A 25,835-nucleotide genomic window follows, 5' to 3' on the forward strand; every position below is an offset into this window, starting at 1 on the left:
ATCCGGAACACTCTGCGCATTCTGTGACGGCCCGGGGAAAGGACGCGACGCCATGTCGGAGGCTGCATCCGCCCGGAGCCGCCAGGGCAGCCTGGCCGCGGTCCCGCTCGGACCGCTCGAACCCATGCTGCGGGCCTGGCTGCCGAGGCAGCGCTGGTTCGCCGGCAAGGGGCGCGCGATCACCCGGCTGCGGCTGGTCTCGGCCGTCGAGCTGCTGCCGCCCGCGGTCACGCCCGGGCTGCTGCACCTGCTCGTCGGCGTGGACGCCGCCGACGGCAGCGCGGACTGCTACCAGCTGATGCTCGGGGTCCGCCCCGCTCCGCTGCCGCCCGCGCTGGCGCCCGCCCTGATCGGGCACGCCGAGCACGGCCCGTACGCCGGCCAGGCCGTGTACGAGGGCCTGGGCGATCCGCGGCTCGCCGCGCTGCTGCTGGAACGGTTGCGCACCCCCGGCAGCCACGGCCCGCTCCGCTTCGACCGCGACCCGGGCGCACTGATCCCCGCCGACCCGGCTCCCCGGCCGCTGTCCGGGGAACAGACCAACTCCTCGCTGATCTACGGGGATTCGCACATCCTCAAGGTGTTCCGCCGGGTCGGCCCCGGGGTCAATCCGGACCTGGAGCTGCCCAGGGCGCTGGCCGCCGCCGGGTGCGCCCGCGTCCCCGCACCGGTCGCCTGGTACGAGGCCGAGCTGCCCGGGGGTCCCCCCGGCGGCGGCTGGGGGGGCGCCGAGCCGCTGACCCTCGGCGTGCTCCAGCCGTATCTGCGGGGCTCCGACGACGGCTGGCAGCTCGCGTTGCGCCGGCTCGGCGCCGGGGCGGACTTCACCGCCGAGGCGCACGCCCTGGGCCGGGCCACCGCCGAGGTGCACAGCGCGCTCGCCGCCGCCCTGCCCACCGTCGCGCTGGGCCCGGAGCAGACCGCCCGGCTCGCCTCCGGGATGACGGCCCGGCTGGCGGCCACCGCCCGCGAGGTGCCCGCGCTGCGGCCCTACGAGGCGGGGCTGCGCGGGGCGTTCGACGCGCTGGCCGCCTCCCGCGGGGCCCGGGTGCACGCCCAGCGGATCCACGGGGACCTGCACCTGGGCCAGACCCTGCGCACCGCCGACGGCAGCTGGGCGCTGATCGACTTCGAGGGCGAGCCGGCCCGGCCGCTGGCCGACCGCCGCCGCCCCGAACCCGCCGTCCGCGACATCGCCGGGATACTGCGCTCGTTCGACTACGCGGCCCGCTCCCACCGCCCGTTCGCCCCCGCCTGGGCGGACGCCTGCCGGATCGCCTTCTGTGAGGGCTACGCCCGCACCACCGGCCGCGACCCGCGCGAGGACCCCGTGCTGCTGCGCGCGTACGAGACCGACAAGGCGGTGTACGAGGCGCGCTACGAGTCCCGGCACCGCCCCGACTGGCTGCACGTCCCCATGGCGGCCATCCGCCGGCTCGCCTCCGGAGCGGACAAGGGATTCGGCCGGACGCCGCCGGGACCCGGGTCCGCAGCCCGCCCGGGGCAGTCCCATCGGGCCGGGCCCGGCCCCGCCGCGGGCCCGGGCCCGGGTACCGGCGAAGGCTTCTCCTCCCTCTCCCCCCACCCCCGCCCGCAGCCGCCTAGGAGGCCGCACACGTGAGCCCCGCCCGTCAGTCACCCTCCACCGCCTCACCGTCCCCGGCACCGGCTCCGGCACCCGCTCCGGGCCGCGCGGCGCCCGCCGCGGCGGCGCCGCGCAAGGCCCAGGCACCGCGCGCCCGGAGGGCGCCCGCGCACGGGGTACGGCCGACGCCCGCGCTCGGCGCGGCGGAACGGGCCCGGCTGCTGGAGGGCCGCCACCACGACCCCCACGCGGTGCTCGGTGCCCGCACCCAGCGGGGCGGGGTGGCCTTCCGCGTGCTGCGCCCGTACGCGAAGGCGGTCGCGATCGTCGCGAAGGGGCTGCGGGCCGAGCTCGTCGACGAAGGCGACGGGCTGTTCTCCGGGCTGCTGCCGCTGACCGGGGTGCCGGACTACCGGCTGCTGGTGACGTACGACAGCGACGAGATCGAGGTGCACGACCCGTACCGCTTCCTGCCCGCGCTCGGTGAGCTGGACCTTCACCTGATCGGCGAGGGCCGGCACGAGGAGCTGTGGAGGGCGCTCGGGGCGCGGACGATGGAGCACCAGGGCGTGGCCGGCACCCGGTTCACGGTGTGGGCGCCGAACGCCCAGGGGGTGCGGGTCACCGGGGACTTCTCGTACTGGGACCCGGTCGCGTACCCGATGCGCTCGCTGGGCGCCTCCGGGGTGTGGGAGCTGTTCCTGCCGGGCGTGGGCGAGGGCGCACTCTACAAGTACGACATCACGCGCCCGGACGGCAGCCACACCCTGCGCGCCGACCCGATGGCCCGGGCCGCGGAGGTCCCGCCGGCCAACGCCTCGGTGGTCACCGCGTCCCGGTACGAGTGGCAGGACGCGGAGTGGATGGAGCGACGCGGGGCCCGCCCGGCGCACCAGGCCCCCTTCTCGGTGTACGAGCTGCACCTGGCCTCCTGGCGGCCGGGGCTCTCGTACCGGCAGCTGGCCGAGCAGCTGCCTCCGTACGTCAGGGAACTGGGCTTCACGCACGTGGAGTTCATGCCGGTCGCCGAGCACCCGTTCGGCGGCTCGTGGGGCTACCAGGTCACCGGGTTCTACGCGCCGACCTCGCGGATGGGCAGCCCGGACGAGTTCCGGATGCTCGTGGACGCGCTGCACCGGGCCGGGATCGGGGTGATCGTCGACTGGGTGCCCGCGCACTTCCCGCGCGACGAGTGGGCGCTCGCCGAGTTCGACGGGCGGCCGCTGTACGAGCACCACGACCCGCGGCGGGCCGCGCACCCGGACTGGGGGACGCTGGAGTTCGACTACGGCCGCAAGGAGGTCCGCAACTTCCTCGTCGCCAACGCGGTGTACTGGTGCGAGGAGTTCCACGTGGACGGGCTCCGGGTGGACGCGGTGGCCTCGATGCTCTACCTGGACTACTCGCGCGGCGAGGGTCAGTGGGCGCCGAACGAGCACGGCGGGCGGGAGAACCTGGACGCGGTGGCGCTGCTCCAGGAGATGAACGCGACGGTGTACCGCCGCTGTCCGGGCGTGGTGACGATCGCGGAGGAGTCCACGGCCTGGGAGGGCGTGACCCGGCCGACGGACGGCGGCGGGCTGGGCTTCGGGCTGAAGTGGAACATGGGCTGGATGCACGACACCCTGCGGTACGCGTCGAAGGATCCGGTGCACCGCAAGTACCACCACCACGACATGACGTTCGGGATGATCTACGCGTACAGCGAGAACTACGTGCTGCCGATCTCGCACGACGAAGTGGTGCACGGCAAGGGCTCGCTGGTGTCGAAGATGCCCGGCGACTGGTGGCAGCAGCGGGCCATACACCGCGCGTACCTGGGCTTCATGTGGGCCCACCCCGGCAAGCAACTGCTGTTCATGGGGCAGGAGTTCGCCCAGGGTTCGGAGTGGTCGGAGACGTACGGGCCGGACTGGTGGCTGCTGGACTCCTCGTACGCGGCGGCCGCCGACCACCGGGGCGTACGCGATCTCGTGCGCGACCTGAACCGCACGTACACGGCGGCGCCCGCGCTGTGGCAGCGGGACACCGTTCCGGAGGGCTTCGCGTGGGTGGAGGCGGACGCCGCGGAGGACAACGTCTTCGCGTTCCTGCGCTACGCGCAGGACGGCTCGCAGCTGCTGTGCGTGTCGAACTTCTCGCCGGTGGTGCGGCACGGCTACCGGGTCGGCGTCCCGGAGGGGGTGCCGTGGTGGCGGGAGGTCCTGAACACGGACCTGGAGCAGTACGGCGGGAGCGGTGTGCGCCACCTGCAGCCCCTGCGGCCCGAGCCCGTACCCGCGCAGGGCCGCCCGGCGAGCCTGCGCATGACGCTCCCGCCGCTGGCGACGGTGTGGCTCAGGCCGTGACGCCGGTGACCTCTTCGAGCTCCTGGAGCAGCTTGCGCTTGGCCCGCGCACCGACCATCTGCTTCACGGGCTCGCCGTCGCGGAAGACGAGCAGGGTCGGCATGGACAGCACCCCGTACCGGACGACGGTGTCGGGGTTGCCGTCCGCGTCGATCTGCACGACCTTGAGGTGGCCGGCCTGTTCGGCGGCGACGGCGGACAGCACGGGCGCGAGCTGCCGGCAGGGTCCGCACCAGTCGGCGGTGAACTCCACGAGGACGGGCCGGCCCCGCTCGGCGAGCACCTCCGCCTCGAAGTCCCGGTCGGTCACCTCGGCAACACCCTGGGCGTGGATCATCTCGTTCCTCCCCTTCTCACGGTCCGGTCATTTCACAGCGCGGCGACGCCGCCTCGCCGGCGGCCTCCTCGGCGGCGGCGAGCTGCCGCGCGACCTGCTCCCGTACGTCGGCCAGCTGGCCGATCAGCCCGTCGAGCTCGGCGAGCTTGCGCCGGTACACGGCCAGGGACGCGGGGCACGAGTCCCCGGCGGGGTGGCCGGCGCGCAGACAGTCGACGAACGGGCGGGTCTCCTCCAGCTCGAAGCCGAAGTCCTGGAGCATGCGGATCTGGCGCAGCAGCCGCAGGTCGTCCTCGTCGTACGTGCGGTAGCCGTTGCCGGTGCGGCGCGCGGGCAGCAGCCCGCGCGACTCGTAGTACCGCAGGGTCCGCGTGCTGGTCCCGGCCCGCTCCGCCAGTTCGCCGATTCGCATGCCCCGACCGTAATCCTTGACGCCCGCGTCAAGGCAAGGAGAGGCGGTGGGGCGGGGCCCTCGCCACCCCCGTACGCGAGGGCCCCATATGGATCACGCACACGGCGGGAGGCAGGTTCAGGGCGAGGTGGGGAAGATCCGTGAACATCGTGCGCAGGGGTATCGCAACGGAAGGCCGGAACCGTACGCTTGGAAGTGGATCTAGAGACGCTCCGATTACCGGACAGTCGCCGGGAAACCCGGCCAAACCATTGAACTCCATAGGACGTTCCTACGAGTTCTGGACTTGTTTGAACGGTCTGTAGTCGCCATGCCTTGGGCACTCCTACGGTGTGCCGTGTGCACTCCAGCCCTCCCTTCAATGCCCCCGCCGCGCGTCGCCTCCGCGCAGCCCTGGGCATGGCTCCCGGTCATGTCGCCTATGGCCTGCGTGCCCAGTACGGACTGATCGTCGAGCCCGAGACCGTGATGGCCTGGGAGCGCGGCGAGATATCTCCGAGCTCTGCCGAGCTCACGGCGCTCGCCGGCGTGCTCTGGTGCGCCCCCGGTGAACTGCTCGCCGAGCCCGTGACCCTGCGGGAGCACCGGATGGCCCGGGGCATGGCCGCGGACGAACTGGCCCGGCGGATCGGACTGGAGACGAACGCGTACCAGAAGATGGAGGACACCGGGCGCTGGAAGGGCAACGAACGGCAGTCCGTGGCCCTGGCGCAGGTGCTCGGGCTGTCCCTGGCCCAGTTCGTGGCGGCGACCGGCAAGCAGGAGGAGCTCGCCGAGCTCCTGCGCAGTGCGGTGACCACGCGGTGGCAGGCATACGTGAAGCCCCTGGCCAAGCTGCTGCCGGTGCCCAAGCAGAACCTGGAGCCGATCCTGGAGCGGATGCACGCGGACTACCAGTCGAAGATGGTGGCCACCTTGAGCTGGGGCGGCGCCGCGGGCGAGGCCGGTACGGGCGACGCGGGCCGGGAGTTCCTGGCCGACATCGTGGCCCACTTCTGGTCCTTCGCCGCCGGCGCCCGCTAGGCCCCGCCGCACCGGCAGGCGGACGGCCCGGCTCACCGGTCGGGACGTCCCGGCGGGGCGGTGCGGGACGTCCGGCCGTTACTTCAGCGGCGCGTACACCACGGTCGCGGCGCTGCCCGCACCGGCGAGTTCCTGCTTCAGCCGGTCGGCCGCCTTCCGGTCACCCACCAGGACGGTCGGCGGCTCGGGGCAGGAGGCGATGGCACCCTTGAGGCGGTCCAGCGATGCCTGGTAGTCCTTCTCGTCGACCGCGGCAGGTCCGCCGATCTTGACGTGGAAGACGTCGTAGAGCCCGACCATCGTGCCCGCCCGGTGGGTGAGGATCTGCGCGAGGAACGTCGATCTCAGGTTCAGGTACGTGTCGTTGCCGTAGAGGGCGATCACGGGCGAGTCGACGCCGTTCAGGTCGCGCCGGGCCAGCGTCTTCGCCGCCGGGCCGATGTCGTTCTCGGACTCGCCCCGGGCCCACTTGATCATCGGGCTGTCGTACCAGGCGGAGGGGTGCCCCCACCCGGACGGCACTCCCCATTGGACGTTGCCGAACAGCGCGAGCGCGGCGGCCGTCGCGACACCGGAGTGCAGCAGCAGGCCGGCTCGCCGGCGCAGCGGGGAGCCCGTCGTGCGGGCGGCCGGCTGGAGCATCAGCCCGACCAGGCCCAGCGAGACCAGGGCGATCACGAGGCCGGCGGCGGCCAGCTTCTCGAAGTAGTACGAGTACTGGCCGATGGTGTGCTTCTGCCAGGCGCCGAAGACACCGATCACCGCGGTGGCGCCCAGGACGAGGGCCAGGACCATCTGCCCCGTGCCCGTCCTGCGGTTCACCGGCAGGGACGCGGCCACCAGGGCGAGCAGCCCGCAGCCGATGAACACCGGGCGGTCGGGGATGACCATCGGTCCGGCGAGGTTGGACGTCTTCGCGACATCCAGTTTGGTCAGGACCGAGAGGACGCTGGGCAGTCCCGCGATCAGGGCGCCGCCCGCCAGTGCGCCGACGACGAGGCGGTGCGGGGCGAAGCGCCGCCGGTGGACGACCAGGACCGCGGCCAGGGTGATGCCGACGAGGACGCCGTAGAGGTTGTAGACGAAGGTCACGGAGACCAGGGCGGCCACCCCGACCAGGACGAACTCGGCGCGGCCCATCGCCGGCCGCACGAGCAGCGCCAGCGCGACGGCCAGGAACAGCAGCCCGAAGATCTCCGAGTCGAAGCCCCACTCGACCAGTTGCGCCATCGAGCCGGACATCATCACCGCCGCCACGGTCGCGCAGACCGCCGCCGTGCGCCAGCCGCGCAGGCGCGGACCGCCGATCCAGCGGGCGGCCCAGACGAGTGCCCCGCAGAACAGGGCGTAGGCTGCCAGGACGTACAGGAGATAGCGGTGCGTCATGTCGAGGCCGGATCCGCCGTCGGTCGAGGACTTCACGAGTACGTCGGTCCAGGCCAGCAGGAAGTGGGAACCCTGCGGGTAGACCGCCTCGGCCGGGGTCATCATGTACGCCTTGGCCGCCTCCTGGTGGAGGAAGGCGTAGCCGCCCACGTGGTGGATGCCGTCGAAGTACGAGAAGTGGCCGAGCCGGTCCTCGGAGGTGGCGAAGTAGGCCAGCCGGTCGGCCGTCGACTTGCCGGCCAACGGGTGGTGGAAGTAGCGCCAGGCCACGGCCGCGGTGCCGAGTACGAGGGCGTCCGAGCCGCGCAGGCGCAGTGGTATGCGGGGTCTGCGGCAGGCGAGCCAGCCGGAGACGGACAGGACGCTCAGCAGGAGCCCCGTTCCGGGGACGGGGGCCAGCCCCCAAGGCCAGACGGAGAAGAGCAGCCCGAAGGCCATCACCGCCCCGCAGAGGAGGAAGGCTGCGACCACGAGGCGGTCGAGGAGACCTCCGCCGACCCGGATCAGGGAGGCCGTCGTCAGCACCAGGACGGGGATCAGCACCAGGTCCAGGCCGAGTGTGTGGAGCAGGAGCGGCAGCGCCCAGGAGACGGCCAGAGCGGCGACGAGCACGGGCAGGCGCCGCGCGCCTCGGGGCAGCCCCTCGGCCTGTCGCACCGGCCGGATTTCAGTGGGTTTGCCGGTCGGAACGGCAGATCGGGTCGCCACGGGAGACGGGCACCTTCCCATCGAGCGGTTGGAACGGATGACGGGGCCCGGACATCACGGCCCGATCTGTCCACGTGACTCGGTCCCCACCCCAACCCCCAAGGCCGGATCATAACCGCCCGGTGTGAGCGGAGCGGGGGTCCCGCCCGGCGGGCCGGGTCAGAAGACGGACTCGGCCTCGTACATGCGGTTCTCCGGGACCGTCTTCAGTTCGGTGACGGCGTGGGCCAGCGGGGCCATCACGATGTCGGTGCCGCGCAGGGCGGTCATGTTGCCGAAGTCGCCGCGGTGGACGGCCTCCACGGCGTGCCAGCCGAAGCGGGTCGCCAGGACGCGGTCGTACGCGGTGGGGGTGCCGCCGCGCTGGACGTGGCCGAGGATGACCGGGCGGGCCTCCTTGCCGAGGCGGTGTTCGAGCTCGACGGCGAGGCGGTTGCCGATGCCGGCAAAGCGCTCGTGGCCGTACTGGTCGATGGCGCCCTTCTCGTACGGCATGGAACCCTCGGCCGGGTGCGCGCCCTCGGCGACGCAGATGACGGCGAACTTCTTACCGCGGGAGAATCGTTCCTCCACCATCTTCACCAGGGCGTCCACCTCGAAGGGGCGCTCCGGCAGGCAGATCCCGTGGGCGCCGCCGGCCATGCCGGACTCCAGGGCGATCCAGCCCGCGTGCCGGCCCATGACCTCGACGACCATCACGCGCTGGTGCGATTCGGCGGTGGTCTTGAGGCGGTCGATGGCCTCGGTGGCGACCATGACGGCGGTGTCGAAGCCGAAGGTGCGGTCGGTGGAGGAGATGTCGTTGTCAATGGTCTTCGGCACGCCGACGACCGGCATCCCTGCGTCCGACAGCATCCGGGCGGCGGTCAGGGTGCCCTCGCCGCCGATCGGGATGAGCGCGTCGATGCCGTAGCGCTTCGCCAATTCCTGTGCGTTCTCGGCGGCTTCGTGCAGACGCGCGCGCTCCATGCGGGCCGAACCGAGGATCGTGCCGCCCCGGGCGAGGATGCCGCTGACGGCATTGATGTCGAGGGGCCGGTGGTGGCCGTCCAGGAGGCCCTTGAAGCCGTCCTCGAAGCCGATGACTTCGTCGCCGTGGCCGACCAGGGCGCGGTGTACGACCGAACGGATGACGGCGTTCAGGCCCGGGCAGTCGCCGCCTGCGGTGAGAACTCCGATACGCATGGTGCTGTGTCTCCTGCTCCTGGTCGTACCGGGCCGTACGCGTGCGGGCGGACGGCCGTACATCTGAAGGGCGTAATGGTGAAGCCTGTCCGATTGTTCCACGGGCCCGGGGTGCGGCGCGTCTTGTGATGCTCCACCCACCAGGCCTTTCACCCCCTCCAACCAGGCCTTTTCCCGGCGGGCGCCCTATCTGCCCGGCGAGGTATTGTCAAGAGGTCAAGCCCACCCTATCGGGGAAAAACGAGTCGTATCCGCCCGCCGGCACGGTGCGGCGGCGCCTACATCCACACCATGGGACGGAGAACACGCGTGACGCGCAGCGTGTACGTGACCGGTATCGAGCGGGGGGACGGCCGCCAGGTCGTCGAGCTGGGGATCATGGAACTGCTGACCCGCCAGACGGCGCGGGTCGGCGTCTACCGTCCGCTGCTCCACGACGGGCCGGACCGGCTCTTCGACCTCCTCAAGGCCCGCTACCGGATCGATCAGGACGCCCGGGCGGCGTACGGCATGGAGTACCAGGAGGCCTCCGCCGTCCTGGCCGAGAAGGGTACCGACGAGCTCGTCTCGCGGCTGGTGGACCGCTACCACCGGGTGGCCCGGGACTACGAGGTCATGCTCGTCCTCGGCACCGACTACGCGGACACGAACCTCCCCGACGAGCTGGCGCTGAACGCCCGCCTCGCCAACGAGCTGGGGGCCGTGGTGGTGCCCGTCGTCGGCGGCACGAAGCACCCCGCCGAGGCGGTGCGCGCCGAGGCCCAGAGCGCCTTCCGCGCGTACGAGAGCCTCGGCTGCCACGTCGTCGCGATGGTGGTCAACCGGGTGGCCGCCGAGGACCGGGACGCCATAGCCGAGCGGCTGGCCGCCCGCCTGCCCGTCCCCTGCTACGTGCTGCCGGACGACAAGTCGCTCTCCGCCCCGACCGTCGCCCAGATCACCCGGGCACTCGGCGGCGAGGTGCTCCTCGGCGACGACGCCGGGCTGGCCCGCGACGCCCTCGACTTCGTCTTCGGCGGCGCCATGCTGCCGAACTTCCTGAACGCCCTGACCCCCGGATGCCTGGTCGTCACCCCCGGGGACCGCGCCGACCTGGTCATCGGCGCGCTGGCCGCGCACGCCTCCGGCACCCCGCCGATCGCCGGCGTGCTGCTGACCCTGAACGAGCGCCCCGGCCAGGACATCCTGACGCTGGCCGCGAAGCTGGCGCCCGGCACCCCGGTGGTCTCCGTCGCCGGCAACAGCTTCCCGACGGCCGGCGAACTCTTCACGCTGCAGAGCCGCTTGAACTCCGCGACCCCGCGCAAGCTGGAGACCGCGCTCGGCCTGTTCGAGCGGCACGTGGACACCGCCGAGCTGCGCGGGCTGCTGTCGGTGGCCCGCTCCGAGCGCGTCACGCCGATGATGTTCGAGCACGAGCTGCTGGAGCGGGCCCGCTCCGAGCGCCGCCGCGTCGTGCTGCCCGAGGGCACCGAGGAGCGCGTGCTGCGCGCCGCGGACGTGGTGCTGCGCCGCGGGGTCTGCGACCTGACCCTGCTGGGCGACGAGCAGGCGATCCTGAAGAAGGCCGGCGACCTGGGCGTCGACATCTCCTCCGCCCAGCTCATCGACCCGGCGACCTCCCCGCTGCGGGAACGATTCGCCGAGTACTACGCGCAGGCCCGCGCGCACAAGGGCATGACCACGGAGCTGGCGGCCGACGTGGTCACCGACGTCAACTACTTCGGCACCCTGATGGTGCAGCAGGGCCTCGCCGACGGCATGGTCTCCGGCGCGGTGCACTCCACCGCCGCGACCATCCGCCCCGCCTTCGAGATCATCAAGACGAAGGCGGAGGCGTCCATCGTCTCCTCGGTCTTCTTCATGTGCCTGGCCGACCGGGTCCTCGTCTACGGCGACTGCGCGGTCAACCCGGACCCGGGCGCCGAGCAGCTCGCCGACATCGCCATCCAGTCGGCGGCCACCGCGGCCGCCTTCGGTGTGGAGCCGCGGATCGCGATGCTCTCGTACTCGACGGGCACCTCGGGCAGCGGCGCGGACGTGGACAAGGTCCGCAAGGCCACCGGGATCGTCCGCGCGCAGCGCCCCGACCTGGCCGTCGAGGGCCCGATCCAGTACGACGCCGCCGTCGAGCCCTCGGTCGCCGCGACCAAGCTGCCCGGGTCCGAGGTGGCCGGCCGCGCGAGCGTGCTGATCTTCCCGGACCTCAACACGGGCAACAACACGTACAAGGCGGTGCAGCGCTCGGCGGGCGCCGTCGCGGTCGGCCCGGTGCTCCAGGGTCTGCGCAAGCCGGTCAACGACCTCTCGCGCGGCGCGCTGGTGCAGGACATCGTCACCACCGTGGCGATCACCGCGATCCAGGCGCAGGGCACCCCGGTCCCCACCGCCTGACCGCCCGATCGCCGCCGAGCCCCTCACCCCGAAGGAAAGACCCTCATCGTGACCACCGCATCGCGCGTACTCGTCCTCAACTCCGGCTCCTCGTCGGTGAAGTACCAGCTGCTCGACATGACGGACTCCGCCCGCCTCGCCGCCGGCCTGGTGGAGCGGATCGGCGAGGAGACCTCGCGCCTCGTGCACGAGCCGCTCACCGGTCCGGCCGCCGAGGGCGGCAAGCGCGAGCGGGTCGGCGCGATCGCGGACCACGAGGCCGCGCTCAAGGCCGTCGCAGCGGAGCTGGCCGCCGACGGCCTGGGCCTGGACTCCCCCGAACTGGCGGCCGTCGGGCACCGGGTCGTGCACGGCGGGACCCGGTTCACGCAGCCGACGGTGATCGACGACGAGGTGCTGGCGGAGATCCGCAGCCTGATCCCCCTCGCCCCGCTGCACAATCCGGCGAACGTGACCGGCATCGAGGTGGCGCGCGCCCTGCGCGCGGACCTCCCGCAGGTGGCGGTCTTCGACACGGCCTTCCACTCGACGATGCCGGAGCACGTGGCGCGGTACGCGATCGATGCCGCGACGGCGGACGCGTACGCCATCCGGCGGTACGGGTTCCACGGCACCTCGCACGCGTACGTCTCGCGGGCCACGGCCGGTCTGCTCGGCAGGCCGGTGGCGGACGTGAACGTGATCGTGCTGCACCTGGGCAACGGCGCTTCGGCCTCGGCGGTCCGGGGCGGGGTGTGCGTGGAGACGTCCATGGGCCTGACCCCGCTGGAGGGTCTGGTCATGGGCACCCGTTCGGGCGACCTGGATCCGGCGGTCGTCTTCCACCTGGCGCGGGTGGGGGGCTTCTCGGTGGATGAGATCGATTCGCTCCTGAACAAGAAGAGCGGTCTGCTGGGCCTGTGCGGCGACAACGACATGCGCGAGGTGCTGCGGCGGGCGGGCGAGGGCGACGAGTCGGCGCGGCTCGCCTTCGCGGCGTACGTCCACCGGCTGAAGAAGTACATCGGGGCCTACTCGGCGGTGCTCGGCCGGGTGGACGCGGTGGCGTTCACGGCCGGGGTCGGCGAGAACGCCCACCAGGTCCGGGAAGCTGCCGTGGACGGCCTCGCGGAGCTGGGACTCGTGCTGGACCCGGAGGCCAACGCCGTGCGCTCCCCGGAGCCGCGGCTGGTGTCGCCGGACCACGCGCGGGTGGCCGTGGCCGTGGTCCCCACGGATGAGGAACTGGAGATCGCCACCCAGGCGTACGCGCTGGTTACTGAGTAGTCACTTGGACTTTCCACCAGACGGAATATTCCGCTACGAAACAAACCGATAGGATCCAGTCATGCGCCGTTCCAAAATCGTCTGCACGCTGGGCCCCGCCGTCGACTCGTATGAGCAGCTGAAAGCGCTCATCGAGGCAGGTATGAACGTGGCCCGATTCAACTTCAGCCACGGATCCCAGGCAGAACACCAGGAGCGGTACGACCGCGTCCGGAAGGTCTCCGAGGACACCGGGCGCGCGGTCGGCGTCCTTGCCGACCTCCAGGGCCCCAAAATCCGTCTGGAGACCTTCGCCGAGGGCCCCGTCGAGCTGGTGCGCGGTGACGAATTCACCATCACCACCGAGGACGTCCCGGGCGACAAGTCCATCTGCGGCACCACCTACAAGGGTCTGCCGGGCGACGTCGCCAAGGGCGACCAGGTCCTGATCAACGACGGCAACGTCGAGCTGCGGGTGACCGAGGTCGACGGCCCGCGGGTCAAGACCATCGTCATCGAGGGCGGTGTCATCTCGGACCACAAGGGCATCAACCTGCCGGGTGCCGCCGTGAACGTCCCCGCCCTGTCGGAGAAGGACGTCGACGACCTCCGCTTCGCCCTGCGGATGGGCTGCGACATGGTCGCCCTGTCCTTCGTCCGCGACGCCAACGACGTCAAGGACGTCCACAAGGTCATGGACGAGGAGGGCCGCCGGGTCCCCGTCATCGCCAAGGTCGAGAAGCCGCAGGCCGTCGAGAACATGGCGGCCGTGGTCGCCGCCTTCGACGCGGTCATGGTGGCCCGTGGCGACCTGGCCGTCGAGTACCCGCTCGAAAAGGTCCCGATGGTCCAGAAGCGGCTCATCGAGATGTGCCGCCGCAACGCCAAGCCGGTGATCGTCGCGACCCAGATGATGGAGTCGATGATCACCAACTCCCGCCCGACGCGCGCGGAGGCGTCCGACGTCGCCAACGCGATCCTCGACGGCGCGGACGCGGTCATGCTGTCGGCCGAGTCCTCGGTGGGCGCGTACCCGATCGAGACCGTCAAGACGATGTCGAAGATCGTCGCTGCGGCCGAGGAGGAGCTCCTCTCCAAGGGCCTCCAGCCGCTGGTCCCGGGCAAGAAGCCCCGTACCCAGGGCGGCTCCGTCGCCCGCGCGGCCTGCGAGATCGCGGACTTCCTCGACGGCAAGGCGCTCATCGCCTTCACCCAGTCCGGCGACACGGCCCGCCGCCTGTCGCGCTACCGCGCCACGCAGCAGATCCTCGCCTTCACCACCGACGTCAACACCCGCAACCAGCTCACGCTGAGCTGGGGCGTGGACTCGTACGTCGTCCCGCACGTGGACAACACCGACGCCATGGTCGACCTGGTGGACGGCGAGCTGCTGAAGCTGGGCCGCTACAACGAGGGCGACACCATGATCATCACCGCCGGCTCGCCCCCCGGCGTGCCCGGCACGACCAACATGGTCCGCGTCCACCACCTGGGCGGCCAGCCCCAGGGCTGACACCGCACGATGTGACTCCGCCGCACAGAGACCGAGGGCGGCACCCCGGATCCCGGAAGGGATGGGGTGCCGCCCTCGGTGTGTTGCGCGGGGCGCGGGGCGCCGTGCGCGGGGCCGTACGGGACTACTCCGGCGGGCCGATGTAGTTCTTGAGGCCCGGGACGGTGAGCGTGCCGCCGAACTGGCCGGCCTGGACGACCTTGACGTTCGTGAAGAACGCGAACGGGACGTTCAGGGGCGGTGGGCTGTTCGGGGTGAACTCGATCGGGATCAGGCCGAAGAGGTTGCCCTTGAGGCTCTCGGTGTACATCGTCACCGTGCCACCGCGGATCTTCGAGGTGGAGCCGGAGCGGGACTTCAGGTGGGCGACGTTCCCGCTCTTGCCGACCGTCTGGTAGAGGTCCTTGATGTCCAGCGAGTCCGCGGTGAACTTCAGGACCTTCTTGGTCTTGCCGCCGGCCGTCTTCACCTCGACGATGCCGTGGTAGTCCAGGCCGTAGAGGGTCAGCAGCGAGCTGTCGAGGTACCAGGGCTCGTCCGGCAGGAGCGGGATGCCCTGCTCCAGTTCTGCGTCGGCCAGCGCCTTGGCGTCGTACGTCGGGCAGGGGAAGGGCTGCTTCCCGTCCGCGTCCTTCGTCTCCTCGGGCTTCGGCTTGTCCGCGTCCGCGGTCTTGCCCGTCTCGTCCTTCGGGGTCGTCGCGGAGTCCTTGACGTCCTGGGAGAGCTCCTTGACGTCGACGCCGGCCTTCTTCGCCGCGTCGCGGATCGCGTCCGCGGCCGGGTCCGGGGCGGGCGTGGACGGGGCCGGGGTCGCCGGGGCCGTGGAGGCGGACTTGGACGGCGTGGGCGTGGGCGTCGGGGTCGCCGACGGGGTCGCGCCCTGGAGGGGCTTGCCGAGCGCGTCGATGACGCCCTTGAGCTTGTCGCCGACGCCCAGCGGGTCGAGCGGGTTCGGGGTCTTGGACGCCGAGGGCGTGGCGGCCGGGGCCGACGGGGCCGTCTGCTTCGACGCGGCGGTGGTACCGGCCTGCTTGCTGGCGGACGGCTTCGGGGCCGGCGGGGTGACGCCGGGCTTCGGGGCCGTGGACGCGCCGGGCGAGGGGGTCGCGGTGGGCGACGAACTCGGCGAGGGCGATGTGGACGGGCTCGGAGAGGCCGACTCCGCGGGTTCGTCGGACCGCGTGACACACGGGCCGGGTGCGAAGGGGATCTCCTGGTCGTCGGCCAGGGCCAGCTTCGGCGCCATGCCCATTCCGACGAAGACCGCGGTCGGCATGGCCGCCAGGGCCATCGTCTTGCCGACGGGTATCTGGATCTTGTTCAGCAGCGACTTCCGGGGGGCGGCGTGCCGCGGGCCCCTTCCTTCGCGGGACTCTGCGCTCAGGGCCGCGCCCCGCTGCGTCTCGTCACCCCGCACTGTTCCTCCCGCCATCGGCGTGGGCAGTCGTCTCGCTCGCGTATGCCGTTTCCGTCTCGCGGGGCGCCGGGATGCCCTGGGGGCCGCCCGCCATTGCTTCCGCCGTGCTCTTGCCCGTGTCCGCGACCGGGCCGGCGGTCTCTTCCGCCGGGACGCCGGGTACCCATGCCAGGGCGAGGGCGCCGCCGACCATGGAGCAGATGAAGCCCAGGAAGAACCCGCCGAGGTTGGATACCGGCAGGGACACCAGGGCCAGCAGGATCGAGGCGACACCCGCGAAGACCCGGATGCCCTGCTGGAACCAGAGGGCCAGGCCCAGCGTGATCAGCAGGATGCCGATGATCAGCGAGCCGGAGCCGGCCGTGGTGGCCATGGCAAGGGTGATGTTGCCCAGTCGCACGTCCGCGTACGGGAAGTACGCGATAGGGAGACCACCGAGGAGCGTGAACAGGCCGGCCCAGAACGGACGGCGGCCGCGCCAGGCGTAGAAGTGGTAATACACCACGGTGAGCCAAGCATCATCAGAGCGGCGAACGTAGACCGGGGCCTGGTGGTTCATGGACTACAGCTCCCTGGAAACGGTGGTACGGAAAACTATGTGAAGCCCGGACGGGCGAGCGGAGACGGCCGCTGCCGCCCCCGACCGCCCCTCCGGTCACACTCCGGGACGGATCAGTTCTCGTCCTGGTAGCACGGCTGGTCGCCGCCCATGAGGCGCAGCTTGAGGTCGGGCAGCTTGAAGGTACCCGCCGTCGTCGCCCACGCCTTCTGGCGCACGTTCGTCAGAATCGCCTTGTCGGCGCGCTGGGAGAACGCGTAGGGGCTCGCGACCGTACCGGCCTGCGGCTTGGTCTTGTGGCTCGCGTCGCCCACGGCGACACCGATGTCCAGGTTCTTGAACTCGGCGTCGGTGTCGAGCTCCGCGACATCCAGGTAGATGTTGTCGGCGACGGCCGGCTTGCCCTTGTGGCCCGTCCGCAGCTGGAGCGTGATGTTGCCCAGCGGCGTCGGGGTCACCAGCGACTGGCACATGTTGGTGATCTCGGCGTGGCTGAACCCGGAGATGGTCACCGGGTGGTGCGCAGCGTTGCCCTTGAGGTCGTGCCCCTCGGCGATACCGCCGTACTGGATGAGGTTGTCACCGTCGAGCTTGTCGGCCGAGACCTTGAAGTCCTGGCCGGAGACACTGAAGGACGCCGCGAGGGCACCCTGCGCCAGCCCCACACCGACCGCGGCGGTGGCCGCGATGCTCGGCACCATGACGAGCGCGAAGCGCTTCCATCTGGTCCCGCCACGAACCTGAGAACTCATTATTCGTTCCTCCTTCTCGGACGTACATCTCCGGTCCGGGCCGTACCCGTCCTGGGATGGGAGAAGTGCTACGTCCTCGGGAAGGAGCGCAGGCGGCCGAGCCGCGGCCGAGCCGCGTCCGGTACACCGGCGTTCACCCCCGAGCGACAACCACTGGGTCACGCGTTCGCGCAACCAGGAGGACAGGCTCCGCCGGTGTGGCGAAGACCCCCCTGTCCCACGGCCGGTGCCACTGCCACCGGCCGGCCCGGTGGGGACCCTCACCGCGGCTCCGGACGAGCGGCTCTGCGGGAAGGACCGAGCGTCGCCGATCGTGGTCCATTCCAGGCCGGGGCACAAGGGGGTTCGTTACTGGCGGGTAACGGCAAGATAACCAGGGGTCGACCCGGTGCCACGGGGCGACAACACAGGGTGTCACCCAGGGCCACGACAGAGCGTCGGATTTACGAACACACCGGACAGTTCACGGGGTTCCACTTACTGCGAGTAACAGCGGCCGCAATTGCCAAGTTTTGGCAAAGTGCGGCCGCTGTTTATCTACGTGTCAATAAATCGTCGGTGGCCGACCGGCTTCCCGGAGGCCTCGTAGAACGGACTCAGAACAGCACCCGCGCGAGCGCCGTACGCGCCGCAGCCACCCGGGGGTCGTCCGCCCCGATGACCTCGAACAGCTCCAGCAGTCGCACCCGCACCGCGTCCCGGTCCGCGCCGGCCGTCACCCTGACGGTGTCCACGAGGCGCCCGAACGCGTCCTCCACGTGGCCGCCGACCAGATCCAGGTCCGCCGCGGCGATCTGGGCCGCCGGGTCCTTCGGGTTCTCGGCCGCAGCGGTGCGCACCGCCTGCGGGTTCATGTCCTTGACCCGGGCGAGCAGCTCGGCCTGCGCCAGGCCCAGCTTCGCCTCGGTGTTGGCCGGGTCGTCCGCCAGTACGTTCTTGTACGCCTGCACCGCGCCGCCCAGGTCACCGGCGTCCAGCGCGACGACGGCCGCTTCGAGCAGCGCGTCGTACGGGCCCGCCGGGGCCGCGGCCTCGGCCGCAGGGGCTCCCGCGGGGCCGCCCTCGGCGTTGGGGTCCACCTCGATGCCGATGATCCCGAAGCGCTCCTCGGCGACCTGGACCAGCTGGGCGAGGGTCGCGCGGATCTCCTGCTCGGGCGCCACGCCCTGGAACAGCGGCAGCACCTGGCCGGCGACGACGGCGAACACGGCCGGAATGCCCTGGATGCCGAACTGCTGCATCAGCATCTGGTTGGAGTCGACGTCGACCTTCGCCAGGAGGAGGCGTCCGTTCGCCTCGATCGTCAGGCGCTCCAGCAGCGGGCTGAGCTGCTTGCACGGCTCGCACCACTCGGCCCAGAAGTCCAGGACGACCGGGACCTCGGCGGAGAGCTGGAGGACGTCGCGTTCGAAGCCGGCCTCGTCGACGTCGATCACGAGCGCGGACGGCGGGACGGCGCCCGCGGACGCAGGTGCGCCGCCCTGGGCGGCCTGCCGGGCCGCTTCGGCACGGGCCTGCTCGGCCTTCGCCTTGGCCTCGCCGGCCGCCTTCACCGCGGCGAGGTCGACGACGCCGCTCATGGACATGTTTCTGGGCTGCATGCGTACATCCTCCCCCGTGTGCGCGCGCGGACGAAAAAGATCGGCCGAAATGCCTTCTTGCCGGGTCGAACCCGATCGGTTGTGCGGTGTGGGCGCCGGGTCCCCACCTGGCGCCGGTAGCTCTTCGCGTGGTTGCCGCTCTTACGCTACGAGCCGTAGCGTAACTCTCCGCGCCCCTTCGCGCCCCGTGATCTGAACCACAACACTGGGCCCGCTGGGGGTACCTCCCAGCGGTAGCTGGGGGAGTTCCGCTACCGACGGGTATGGTCTGCGCCATGCGCAACCCCAGCTCCCCGACCGGACGCACCGGCCGCCCCCGCAGCGCCGCTGCGGACGCCGCGATCCTCGCCGCGACGCGGGACGCACTGGTCGAGCTGGGCTGGTCGAAGCTGACGATGGGCGACGTCTCGGCCCGGGCCGGGGTCGCCAAGACCACCCTGTACCGCCGCTGGGCGGGCAAGAACGAGCTGGTCGTGGACGCCGTCGCGGAGCTCTTCGACTCCCTCGAACTCCCCGACCGGGGCTCCCTCGAAGCCGACGTCGAGAACGTGGTCCTCCAGTTCGCGGCGCTGCTGCGGCGGCCGGAGGCCCGTACGGCCCTGATGGCGGTCGTCGCCGAGTCCACCCGGGACGAGGCCCTGCGCGACCGGATCCGATCGGCGATCGTGGACCGGCAGAAACGTCTCGTCGTACTGGGCCGCGAACGGGCCCAGGCCCGCGGCGAACTCCCGTACGAGGAGGACGAGGCTCTCGCCTGCCGCACCACGGACCTGATCTTCGACGTGATCGCGGGCACCGTGGTGCACCGGGCGCTGGTGAGCTCCGAACCGGTGGACGAGCTCTGGGTGTCCACCTTCACGGCCCTCCTGATGCACGGCCTCCAGGGCCCGGCCGCGGCCTGACACCTGCCCCCGGGCCCGGCCTGACACCGACCCCGGCCCGGCCCGTCCGGGTCCCGGCGGGGTCCGTCTCAGCGGGGTCCCGCCCGGCGGATCCGCTCGTACAGCTCCTCGGACCGGGGGTTGCGGCCGGGCCAGGGCCGCCGCCGGCCGGGCCAGGTCGCCCAGCGCAGGGCGTCCGCTTCCGCGGCGGGCCGCAGCCCGGCCGCGACGAGGGCGCCCCGGGCCGCTTCCGCCCCGGCCGTCCGGTAGCCGATGTCCCAGGCGTCCGCCTCGTACACGCCCCCGTCCGTGAGGAGCACCGCGGCCGCGACCCCGGCCAGCCCCGGCTCGATCCCCGTCCGGACGGCGGGGAGGAACTCCGCGGGCAGCCGCCGCTCCGGGACCAGGTTCACCAGTTCCGTGCGGCCGTCCGGGCCGGGCGGCTCGAAGTCGGCCACGAGGTACGCGTAGTAGCCCCCGCAGCCGCCCCTGTTCATCACCACGCGCGCGCTGACGCCCCGTACGGGAACAGGAAGGCCGGTCATGGCGCCACCGTACGGGCACCACGACCGGCCTTGCCCCGGAGGGGTTTGCCGCCGACCGGGATCAGAAGCCCGGCGGCTCCGTGTACGTGCCCCACTCGTCGCGCAGCACGTTGCAGATCTCCCCGAGCGTGGCCTCGGCGCGCACCGCGTCCAGCATCGCCGGGATCATGTTCGACCCGTCGCGGGCGGCGGCCAGCATGGCGTCCAGCGAGGACTTCACCCTGGCGTCGTCGCGCCGCTCCTTGCGGGCGGCCAGGTGCTCCACCTGTACGCGCTCCACCTCGTGGCTGACGCGGAGGATCTCCAGGTCCCCGGTCACCGACCCGTGGTGCACGTTGACTCCGACGACCCGCTTGTCGCCCTTCTCCAGCGACCGCTGGTACTGGAAGGCCGACTCGGCGATCTCCCCGGTGAACCAGCCGTCCTCGATGCCGCGCAGGATGCCCGAGGTGATCGGCCCGATCGGGTGCTGCCCGTCCGGGTGGGCGCGCAGGCCGCGCTCCTTGATCTGGTCGAAGATCTTCTCGGCGTCGGCCTCGATGCGGTCGGTGAGCTGCTCCACATACCAGGAACCGCCCAGCGGGTCGGCCACGTTGGCCACCCCGGTCTCCTCCATCAGCACCTGCTGCGTGCGCAGGGCGATCTCGGCCGCCTGCTCGCTCGGCAGGGCGAGGGTCTCGTCGAGGGCGTTGGTGTGCAGCGAGTTGGTGCCGCCGAGGACGGCCGCGAGGGCCTCGACCGCCGTGCGCACGACGTTGTTGTACGGCTGCTGCGCGGTCAGCGAGACACCGGCGGTCTGGGTGTGGAAGCGCAGCCACATCGACTTCTCGCTCTGCGCCCCGTACACCTCCTTCATCCAGCGCGCCCAGATCCGGCGGGCGGCGCGGAACTTGGCGATCTCCTCGAAGAAGTCGAGGTGCGCGTCGAAGAAGAAGGAGAGGCCGGACGCGAAGTGGTCCACGTCCAGACCGCGGGAGAGGCCCAGCTCCACGTAGCCGAAACCGTCGGCGAGGGTGTAGGCGAGCTCCTGCGCGGCCGTCGCCCCGGCCTCGCGGATGTGGTAGCCGGAGACGGACAGCGGCTTGTACGCCGGGATGCCCTTCGCGCAGTACTCCATGAGGTCGCCGATGAGGCGCAGGTGCGGCTCGGGTTCGAAGAGCCACTCCTTCTGGGCGATGTACTCCTTGAAGATGTCCGTCTGCAGCGTGCCGTTGAGGACGGCCGGGTCTACGCCCTGCCGTTCGGCGGCGACGAGGTACATGCAGAAGGCGGGCACGGCCGGGCCCGAGATCGTCATCGAGGTGGTCACGTCGCCCAGCGGGATGTCCTTGAACAGGACCTCCATGTCGGCGGCGGAGTCTATGGCGACTCCGCAGTGGCCGACCTCGCCGAGGGAGCGGGGGTCGTCGGAGTCGCGCCCCATGAGGGTCGGCATGTCGAAGGCCACGGAGAGCCCGCCGCCGCCGGCGGCCAGGATCATCTTGTAGCGCTCGTTGGTCTGCTCGGCATTGCCGAACCCGGCGAACTGGCGGATGGTCCAGGTCCGGCCCCGGTACCCGGTGGCGTGCAGGCCGCGGGTGTACGGGTACTCCCCCGGCCAGCCGATGCGCTCGAATCCCTCGTACGCGTCACCGGGCCGGGGCCCGTAGACGGGATCGACGTCATCCCCGGAGAGCGTGGTGAAATCGGCCTCGCGCTTGCGGGCCTTGTCGTAACGGGCCTGCCAGCGGCGGCGGCCCTCCTCGATGGCGTCTGCGTCCATACCCACGAATTTACTAGGACGTCCTAGTAAATGTCGATGGGAAACCCCGGGGAGTCTCCCCGGGGTGCCCTGAGGACCAGCGGCGCTCTACGCCTCGGCGGCGGCCATGGCCTCGACGACCAGGGGCTCGACCTCGGCGCGGACCTTGCGCTCGACGAAGAAGGCGGCCAGCGGAATCGTGCCGGAGGCGAGCACCCAGAGCAGCTTCGGGAACGGCCACCTGGCCTTGGAGCCGAGATCGAAGGCGAACACCAGGTAGATCATGAACAGCACGCCGTGCACCTGCGAGACCGCGAGGGTCAGGTCGGCGCCCTGGTCGAAGCCGTACTTGAAAACCATGCAGGTGCAGAGCACCAGCAGCATCACTGCAGTGGCATAGGCCATCACCCGGTAGCGGGTCAGCACGCTCTTCTTCATGCCACTGAGCCTAACCGTCCGTTTTGCGCGATCTTGACGGGGGCCTCGTACGCCGGTCACCGGCCGCGGGCTACTGCTCCTCGAAGTCCGCGGCGGCGACCCGCAGCGGCCGCAGGAGCGCGAAGATCTCCTGGCATTCCTCGGCGTCGTACGCGCGGAGCCCGAAGTCGATCGCCATCAGGTCCTTCGTCGCCGCCTCGACGACCTCGCGGCCCTTGTCCGTGATGGACGCGAGCGTGCCCCGGCCGTCGTTCGGGTTCGGGCGCTTGGCCACCAGCCCGGACCGCACCAGCCGGTCCACCGTGTTGGTCACCGACGTCGGGTGGACCATCAGGCGCTCGCCGATCTTCGACATCGGCAGTTCACCGGCCTTGGAGAAGGTGAGCAGGACCAGCGCCTCGTACCGCGCGAAGGTCAGCCCGTACGGCTTGACCACCGCGTCCACCTCGCCGAGCAGGATCTGGTGCGCGCGCATGATCGAGGTGATGGCGGCCATCGAGGGCACCGGCCCCCAGCGGCGCTGCCAGAGCTCGTCGGCGCGGGCGATGGGGTCGAAGGGGAGGCTGAGCGGCTTGGACACACACCCGACCCTACCGGGCGGTCATTTGGCCGCGGAGTCCGTCTCATTCCTCGGTCCGCGGGCCGGCCCGCCCGCGCACCTCAGTTCGGCGAGGAGGAGCACGACCACCGCCGTGCCGAGCAGCGCGGCGCCCGTGACGACCACGTGCACGGGCAGGAACTCGGCGGCCAGCCCGGCCAGGGCCATGCCGACGCCCTGGAGGGTCATCAGGCCGGTGCTCAGCAGGGTCATCGCCCGGCCGCGCAACTCGTCCGGGACGGCGTCGACGTACCACTGGTCGAGGCCGAGGGTGTACGCGCCCGCCAGGCCCGTGAGCAGCAGGGCGGCGAGGACGACGACCACCCCGGGCCGGGCGGCGTACGCGAGCAGCGGCAGCATGCCGGCCGCCGCGAGCGGGGCCACCAGCCGGGAACGGGTCCGCGGGCCGAGCATCGAACCGGCCCACAGTTCACCCGCGACGGTACCGACGGGCAGGGCGCACATCATCACCCCCAGCGCGGCGGTGCCGGCCCCGATGCCGTCGGCGTACGGGGCGAGCAGCGCCTCGGGGGCGATGACGAAGACGGGCGGCAGCCAGAACAGCAGGGTGAGTGCGCGCAGCCGGCGCTCGCCCAGGACGGCGCGCATCCCGGCGAGCGGGGAGGTGCGGGCGGCGGCGGCCCGGGCCGGCCTGGCCGCGGTACCGAAGCGCAGCAGCAGGGCCGAGCACAGGAACCCGGCGGCGGTCAGCGCGATGGCGGCGCGCGGGGCGAGGACGGTGAGCAGCAGCCCGCCGAGGCCGAAGCCGACGAGCTGGGCGCTCTGCGCCACCATGCGCATCAGCGAGCGGCCGAGGACGAAGGCCTCGCCGGGGCCGAGGATGTCGGCGAGGGTGGCGTTCCGCGTGCCCTGGAACAGGGGTGCGACGAAGGCCATGGCGCAGCGCAGGAGGAGCAGCCCGGCCACGGGGGTGCCGGGCAGGACCATGGCCGCCGCGCAGGCGGCGCAGACGAGGTCGCACCCGACGAGGACCCTGCGGGCGGGGCTGCGGTCGGCGATCCCGGCGAGGAGGGTGCCGCCGAGGGCGTACGGGAGGAAGCCGAGGGCGAAGGTGAGCGCGCTCATCAGGGGCGAGCCGGTGGTGCGGAAGACGAGGACGGTGAGGGCGATCTCGGCGACGACGATGCCGAGGACGGACAACAGGTGCGCGGCGAAGACGGGCCGGAACTCCCGGACCCGGAAAACGGAGCGGTAGCCGTCGGCGGGGGCGGGCGGGGCGGGTGCGGCCTCGTTGGCGGTGGACATGCGGACACCCTGCAGGGCTACGGTGGGGTGCGGCAGTGATTCGTCCTGCACCGAATCACCGCCGGTGCACGGAACGCGACGACCGGCAGGGGGAGCGTTGGCATTCCATTTCCGCTTCGGGCCGGGTGACCTGCTGCGCTGCCGGTTCTCGCTCTCGCCGCGCTGGGAGACTCAGGAGGCGGTGCGGACCCTGCTGAGGCCGGCCCGGCAGGCGTACCACCTGCCCTGGCTGCGGCGGATCCGGGCGGCCGCCGACGGGCTGGATCTGAGACCGCTGTGGCTGCTGATGCCGCGCTCCGGCCACAACCCGGACTTCCTGAGCCCGCCGCCGGTCGGCCCTTCCGTCACCTTCGAGGAGGAGTTGGCGCGGGTAAGGTCCTCGGCGGCCGACCCGGAGGCGGTCCGGGAGGACCTGCGGCGCGCCCTCGTCTGCACCCCGGGCGCCGCGGAGAGCGACCTCGGGCGGCGCATGCTCGCGGATCCGGCCCGTGCGGTACGGGAGTTGGCCGATCTGTACGAGCAGGCCTGGGCGGCGCTGATCGCCCCGCACTGGCCGCGGCTGCGGGCCCTGCTGGAGGCGGACATCCTGTTCCACTCGCGGCGGCTGGCGGCGGGCGGGCTGGAGGCGCTGTTCGACGGCCTCCACCCGGACCTCGGATGGTCGGACGGAACGCTCACCATCCGGCGCCCGACCCACCACGACCGCTCCCTGGACGGGCAGGGCCTGCTCCTCATGCCGAGCGCGTTCGTCTGGCCGGAGGTGGTCGGCGGGTACGACCCGCCCTGGCAGCCGACGCTGGTGTATCCGGCGCGGGGCATCGGCGCGCTGTGGACGGCACCGGCGGGTGCGACCCCGCAGGCGCTGGCGCGGCTGCTGGGCCGGGGCCGGGCGGACGTGCTGTGCGCGCTGGACGAGCCGGCGTCCACGACGGCGCTGGCCCACCGGCTCGGCCTGGCGCCGGCCACGGTCTCGGCGCACCTGAAGGCCCTGCACGGGGCGGGCCTGCTGATCTCGTCCCGCCACGGCCACCGGATCCTCTACGAGCGCACCCCGCTCGGCATCGCCCTGACGACGGGCGGCCCGCCGGGGGCGTAGGCCGTGCTCCGGTTCAGGAAGGCGACCCCGGTGCCCGGCCCGGGCGGCGCGGAGACCGGGTCGCGGGCAACCCGCGCGGCGTGGGCCACGGATGCGCGTACCGGACCGCGACGGGGTCAGGCGAGGTGGCGTTCCACCGTCTCCACCTTGGATGTCAGCCCGTCGACGACCCCGGGGCGGACATCGGCCTTCAGGACGAGTGACACCCGCGGCGCCCGCTCCTCCACGGCCGCCACCGCGCGCTTGACCACGTCCATCACCTGGTCCCACTCCCCCTCGATCGAGGTGAACATCGCGTCCGTACGGTTCGGCAGCCCCGACTCCCGTACGACGCGCACCGCGTCGGCGACGTACTCGCCGACCTCTTCGCCGACCCCCAGCGGGGTCACCGAGAACGCGACGATCATGCGGCGTCCACCGCCTCGCGGCCGGCGCGGGCCGCCAGCACGCTGTCGGCCTCCTCGCGCTTGAGCAGCTTGTCGCCGTACAGGCCGCCGAAGGGCAGCAGCGCCAGCACGAAGAACAGGGCCGCCCTCTTGGCCGGCCACTTCGCCGTGCTCCAGACATCCAGCAGGAAGACCGCGTAGATGAGGAACAGGATCCCGTGGAGGATGCCGAGCGGCATCATCAGGTAGTCGATGTCGGAGATGCGGCTCAGCAGCGAGCCGAAGATCAGCAGGGCCGGGAACGACAGCGCCTCGGGTACGGAGACGAGGCGCAGCCGGTGCAGGGCGGAAGCGGTCTTGATGTCCACGATGAGCCTTCGGGGTGGTGGCCTGGGGTCCGTCCCAGTGTCTCAGCCGCT

23 protein-coding genes are annotated in these 25,835 nt (G+C 71.9%); 8 read left to right on the forward strand and 15 right to left on the reverse strand.

Annotated features, from left to right (window positions below):
- The first annotated feature begins 52 nt into the window (after positions 1-52).
- A complete protein-coding gene (locus ABTY04_RS18370) occupies positions 53-1,621 on the forward strand; it encodes a maltokinase N-terminal cap-like domain-containing protein (RefSeq protein WP_352214375.1) in 1,569 nt (522 codons plus the stop codon).
- Positions 1,618-3,933 carry a 1,4-alpha-glucan branching enzyme gene (glgB, locus tag ABTY04_RS18375; protein WP_352214376.1) on the forward strand — a complete coding sequence of 772 codons (2,316 nt, stop codon included), beginning with the start codon at positions 1,618-1,620 and terminating at the stop codon, positions 3,931-3,933. Before ABTY04_RS18370 ends, glgB begins: the two co-directional genes overlap by 4 nt.
- On the opposite strand, the gene trxA is transcribed toward glgB, so the two are convergent.
- Positions 3,923-4,270, reverse strand: a complete 348-nt coding sequence (gene trxA, locus ABTY04_RS18380; RefSeq protein ID WP_352214377.1) for a thioredoxin — start codon at positions 4,268-4,270, stop codon at positions 3,923-3,925. The two genes, glgB and trxA, sit on opposite strands and share 11 nt — an antisense overlap.
- 16 nt (positions 4,271-4,286) lie before the next feature.
- Positions 4,287-4,682, reverse strand: a complete 396-nt coding sequence (locus tag ABTY04_RS18385; protein WP_030159263.1) for a MerR family transcriptional regulator — start codon at positions 4,680-4,682, stop codon at positions 4,287-4,289.
- Positions 4,683-5,081: 399 nt separating this feature from the next.
- Here ABTY04_RS18385 and ABTY04_RS18390 point away from each other — a divergent pair, with 399 nt between their 5' ends.
- Positions 5,082-5,705, forward strand: coding sequence for a helix-turn-helix domain-containing protein (locus ABTY04_RS18390; protein WP_352214440.1), 624 nt, complete (start codon positions 5,082-5,084; stop codon positions 5,703-5,705).
- Between the two features lie 78 nt (positions 5,706-5,783).
- Here the strand turns inward: ABTY04_RS18390 and ABTY04_RS18395 are convergent, their stop codons facing one another.
- Complete coding sequence (locus tag ABTY04_RS18395; protein ID WP_352214378.1) at positions 5,784-7,748, reverse strand: hypothetical protein; 1,965 nt, start codon at positions 7,746-7,748, stop codon at positions 5,784-5,786.
- A gap of 210 nt (positions 7,749-7,958) precedes the next feature.
- Positions 7,959-8,984, reverse strand: coding sequence for an ATP-dependent 6-phosphofructokinase (locus tag ABTY04_RS18400; protein ID WP_352214379.1), 1,026 nt, complete (start codon positions 8,982-8,984; stop codon positions 7,959-7,961).
- 309 nt (positions 8,985-9,293) lie between these two features.
- On the opposite strand from ABTY04_RS18400, the gene pta reads away from it, so the two are divergent.
- The 3 genes from pta (at position 9,294) to pyk (ending at position 14,136) form a co-directional block, all read left to right on the forward strand.
- Positions 9,294-11,378 (forward strand): phosphate acetyltransferase, encoded by a 2,085-nt coding sequence (gene pta, locus ABTY04_RS18405; RefSeq protein WP_352214380.1) that lies wholly within the window; start codon positions 9,294-9,296, stop codon positions 11,376-11,378.
- A 48-nt stretch (positions 11,379-11,426) separates the two neighbouring features.
- Positions 11,427-12,644 carry an acetate kinase gene (locus ABTY04_RS18410; protein WP_352214381.1) on the forward strand — a complete coding sequence of 406 codons (1,218 nt, stop codon included), beginning with the start codon at positions 11,427-11,429 and terminating at the stop codon, positions 12,642-12,644.
- 61 nt (positions 12,645-12,705) lie between these two features.
- A complete protein-coding gene (pyk, locus tag ABTY04_RS18415; RefSeq protein WP_352214382.1) occupies positions 12,706-14,136 on the forward strand; it encodes a pyruvate kinase in 1,431 nt (476 codons plus the stop codon).
- Positions 14,137-14,260: 124 nt separating this feature from the next.
- Here the strand turns inward: pyk and ABTY04_RS18420 are convergent, their stop codons facing one another.
- The 4 genes from ABTY04_RS18420 to ABTY04_RS18435 all read right to left on the reverse strand — a co-directional run bounded on the left by ABTY04_RS18420 (position 14,261) and on the right by ABTY04_RS18435 (position 18,465).
- Positions 14,261-15,553 carry a hypothetical protein gene (locus ABTY04_RS18420; protein WP_352214383.1) on the reverse strand — a complete coding sequence of 431 codons (1,293 nt, stop codon included), beginning with the start codon at positions 15,551-15,553 and terminating at the stop codon, positions 14,261-14,263.
- Positions 15,543-16,112 (reverse strand): DUF6114 domain-containing protein, encoded by a 570-nt coding sequence (locus ABTY04_RS18425; protein WP_352214384.1) that lies wholly within the window; start codon positions 16,110-16,112, stop codon positions 15,543-15,545. The genes ABTY04_RS18420 and ABTY04_RS18425 overlap by 11 nt, the downstream gene beginning before the upstream one ends.
- Before the next feature lie 113 nt (positions 16,113-16,225).
- Entirely contained in the window at positions 16,226-16,864 is a 639-nt protein-coding gene (locus ABTY04_RS18430; RefSeq protein ID WP_352214385.1) for a DUF6230 family protein, read from the reverse strand.
- 596 nt (positions 16,865-17,460) lie between these two features.
- Complete coding sequence (locus ABTY04_RS18435) at positions 17,461-18,465, reverse strand: tetratricopeptide repeat protein (RefSeq protein ID WP_352214386.1); 1,005 nt, start codon at positions 18,463-18,465, stop codon at positions 17,461-17,463.
- 275 nt (positions 18,466-18,740) lie between these two features.
- Between ABTY04_RS18435 and ABTY04_RS18440 the strand changes: the two genes are divergently transcribed.
- Positions 18,741-19,367 (forward strand): TetR/AcrR family transcriptional regulator, encoded by a 627-nt coding sequence (locus ABTY04_RS18440; protein WP_352214387.1) that lies wholly within the window; start codon positions 18,741-18,743, stop codon positions 19,365-19,367.
- Positions 19,368-19,435: 68 nt separating this feature from the next.
- Here the strand turns inward: ABTY04_RS18440 and ABTY04_RS18445 are convergent, their stop codons facing one another.
- The 5 genes from ABTY04_RS18445 to ABTY04_RS18465 form a co-directional block, all read right to left on the reverse strand.
- On the reverse strand, positions 19,436-19,891 hold the full coding sequence (locus ABTY04_RS18445) for a hypothetical protein (protein WP_352214388.1): 456 nt from the start codon (positions 19,889-19,891) through the stop codon (positions 19,436-19,438).
- A 61-nt stretch (positions 19,892-19,952) separates the two neighbouring features.
- On the reverse strand, positions 19,953-21,653 hold the full coding sequence (gene icmA, locus ABTY04_RS18450) for a coenzyme B12-dependent isobutyryl-CoA mutase large subunit (protein WP_352214389.1): 1,701 nt from the start codon (positions 21,651-21,653) through the stop codon (positions 19,953-19,955).
- An 87-nt stretch (positions 21,654-21,740) separates the two neighbouring features.
- Positions 21,741-22,070 carry a DUF3817 domain-containing protein gene (locus ABTY04_RS18455; protein WP_352214390.1) on the reverse strand — a complete coding sequence of 110 codons (330 nt, stop codon included), beginning with the start codon at positions 22,068-22,070 and terminating at the stop codon, positions 21,741-21,743.
- 70 nt (positions 22,071-22,140) lie between these two features.
- Positions 22,141-22,650 (reverse strand): MarR family winged helix-turn-helix transcriptional regulator, encoded by a 510-nt coding sequence (locus ABTY04_RS18460; protein WP_352214391.1) that lies wholly within the window; start codon positions 22,648-22,650, stop codon positions 22,141-22,143.
- A 21-nt stretch (positions 22,651-22,671) separates the two neighbouring features.
- Complete coding sequence (locus ABTY04_RS18465; protein ID WP_352214392.1) at positions 22,672-23,934, reverse strand: MFS transporter; 1,263 nt, start codon at positions 23,932-23,934, stop codon at positions 22,672-22,674.
- A gap of 97 nt (positions 23,935-24,031) precedes the next feature.
- Between ABTY04_RS18465 and ABTY04_RS18470 the strand changes: the two genes are divergently transcribed.
- The gene (locus ABTY04_RS18470) at positions 24,032-25,030 is read left to right on the forward strand and encodes an ArsR/SmtB family transcription factor (RefSeq protein ID WP_352214393.1); all 999 of its coding nucleotides are present in this window, start codon (positions 24,032-24,034) and stop codon (positions 25,028-25,030) included.
- A 116-nt stretch (positions 25,031-25,146) separates the two neighbouring features.
- Here ABTY04_RS18470 and ABTY04_RS18475 read toward each other — a convergent pair whose 3' ends face one another.
- Together ABTY04_RS18475 and ABTY04_RS18480 are read right to left on the reverse strand one after the other, a co-directional pair.
- Positions 25,147-25,437 (reverse strand): MTH1187 family thiamine-binding protein, encoded by a 291-nt coding sequence (locus ABTY04_RS18475; RefSeq protein ID WP_352214394.1) that lies wholly within the window; start codon positions 25,435-25,437, stop codon positions 25,147-25,149.
- On the reverse strand, positions 25,434-25,784 hold the full coding sequence (locus ABTY04_RS18480; protein ID WP_352214395.1) for a DUF3817 domain-containing protein: 351 nt from the start codon (positions 25,782-25,784) through the stop codon (positions 25,434-25,436). Before ABTY04_RS18480 ends, ABTY04_RS18475 begins: the two co-directional genes overlap by 4 nt.
- Positions 25,785-25,835 lie beyond the last annotated feature (51 nt).

Source organism: Streptomyces sp. NPDC097981 (genome assembly GCF_040302565.1).
GTDB lineage: Bacteria > Actinomycetota > Actinomycetes > Streptomycetales > Streptomycetaceae > Streptomyces.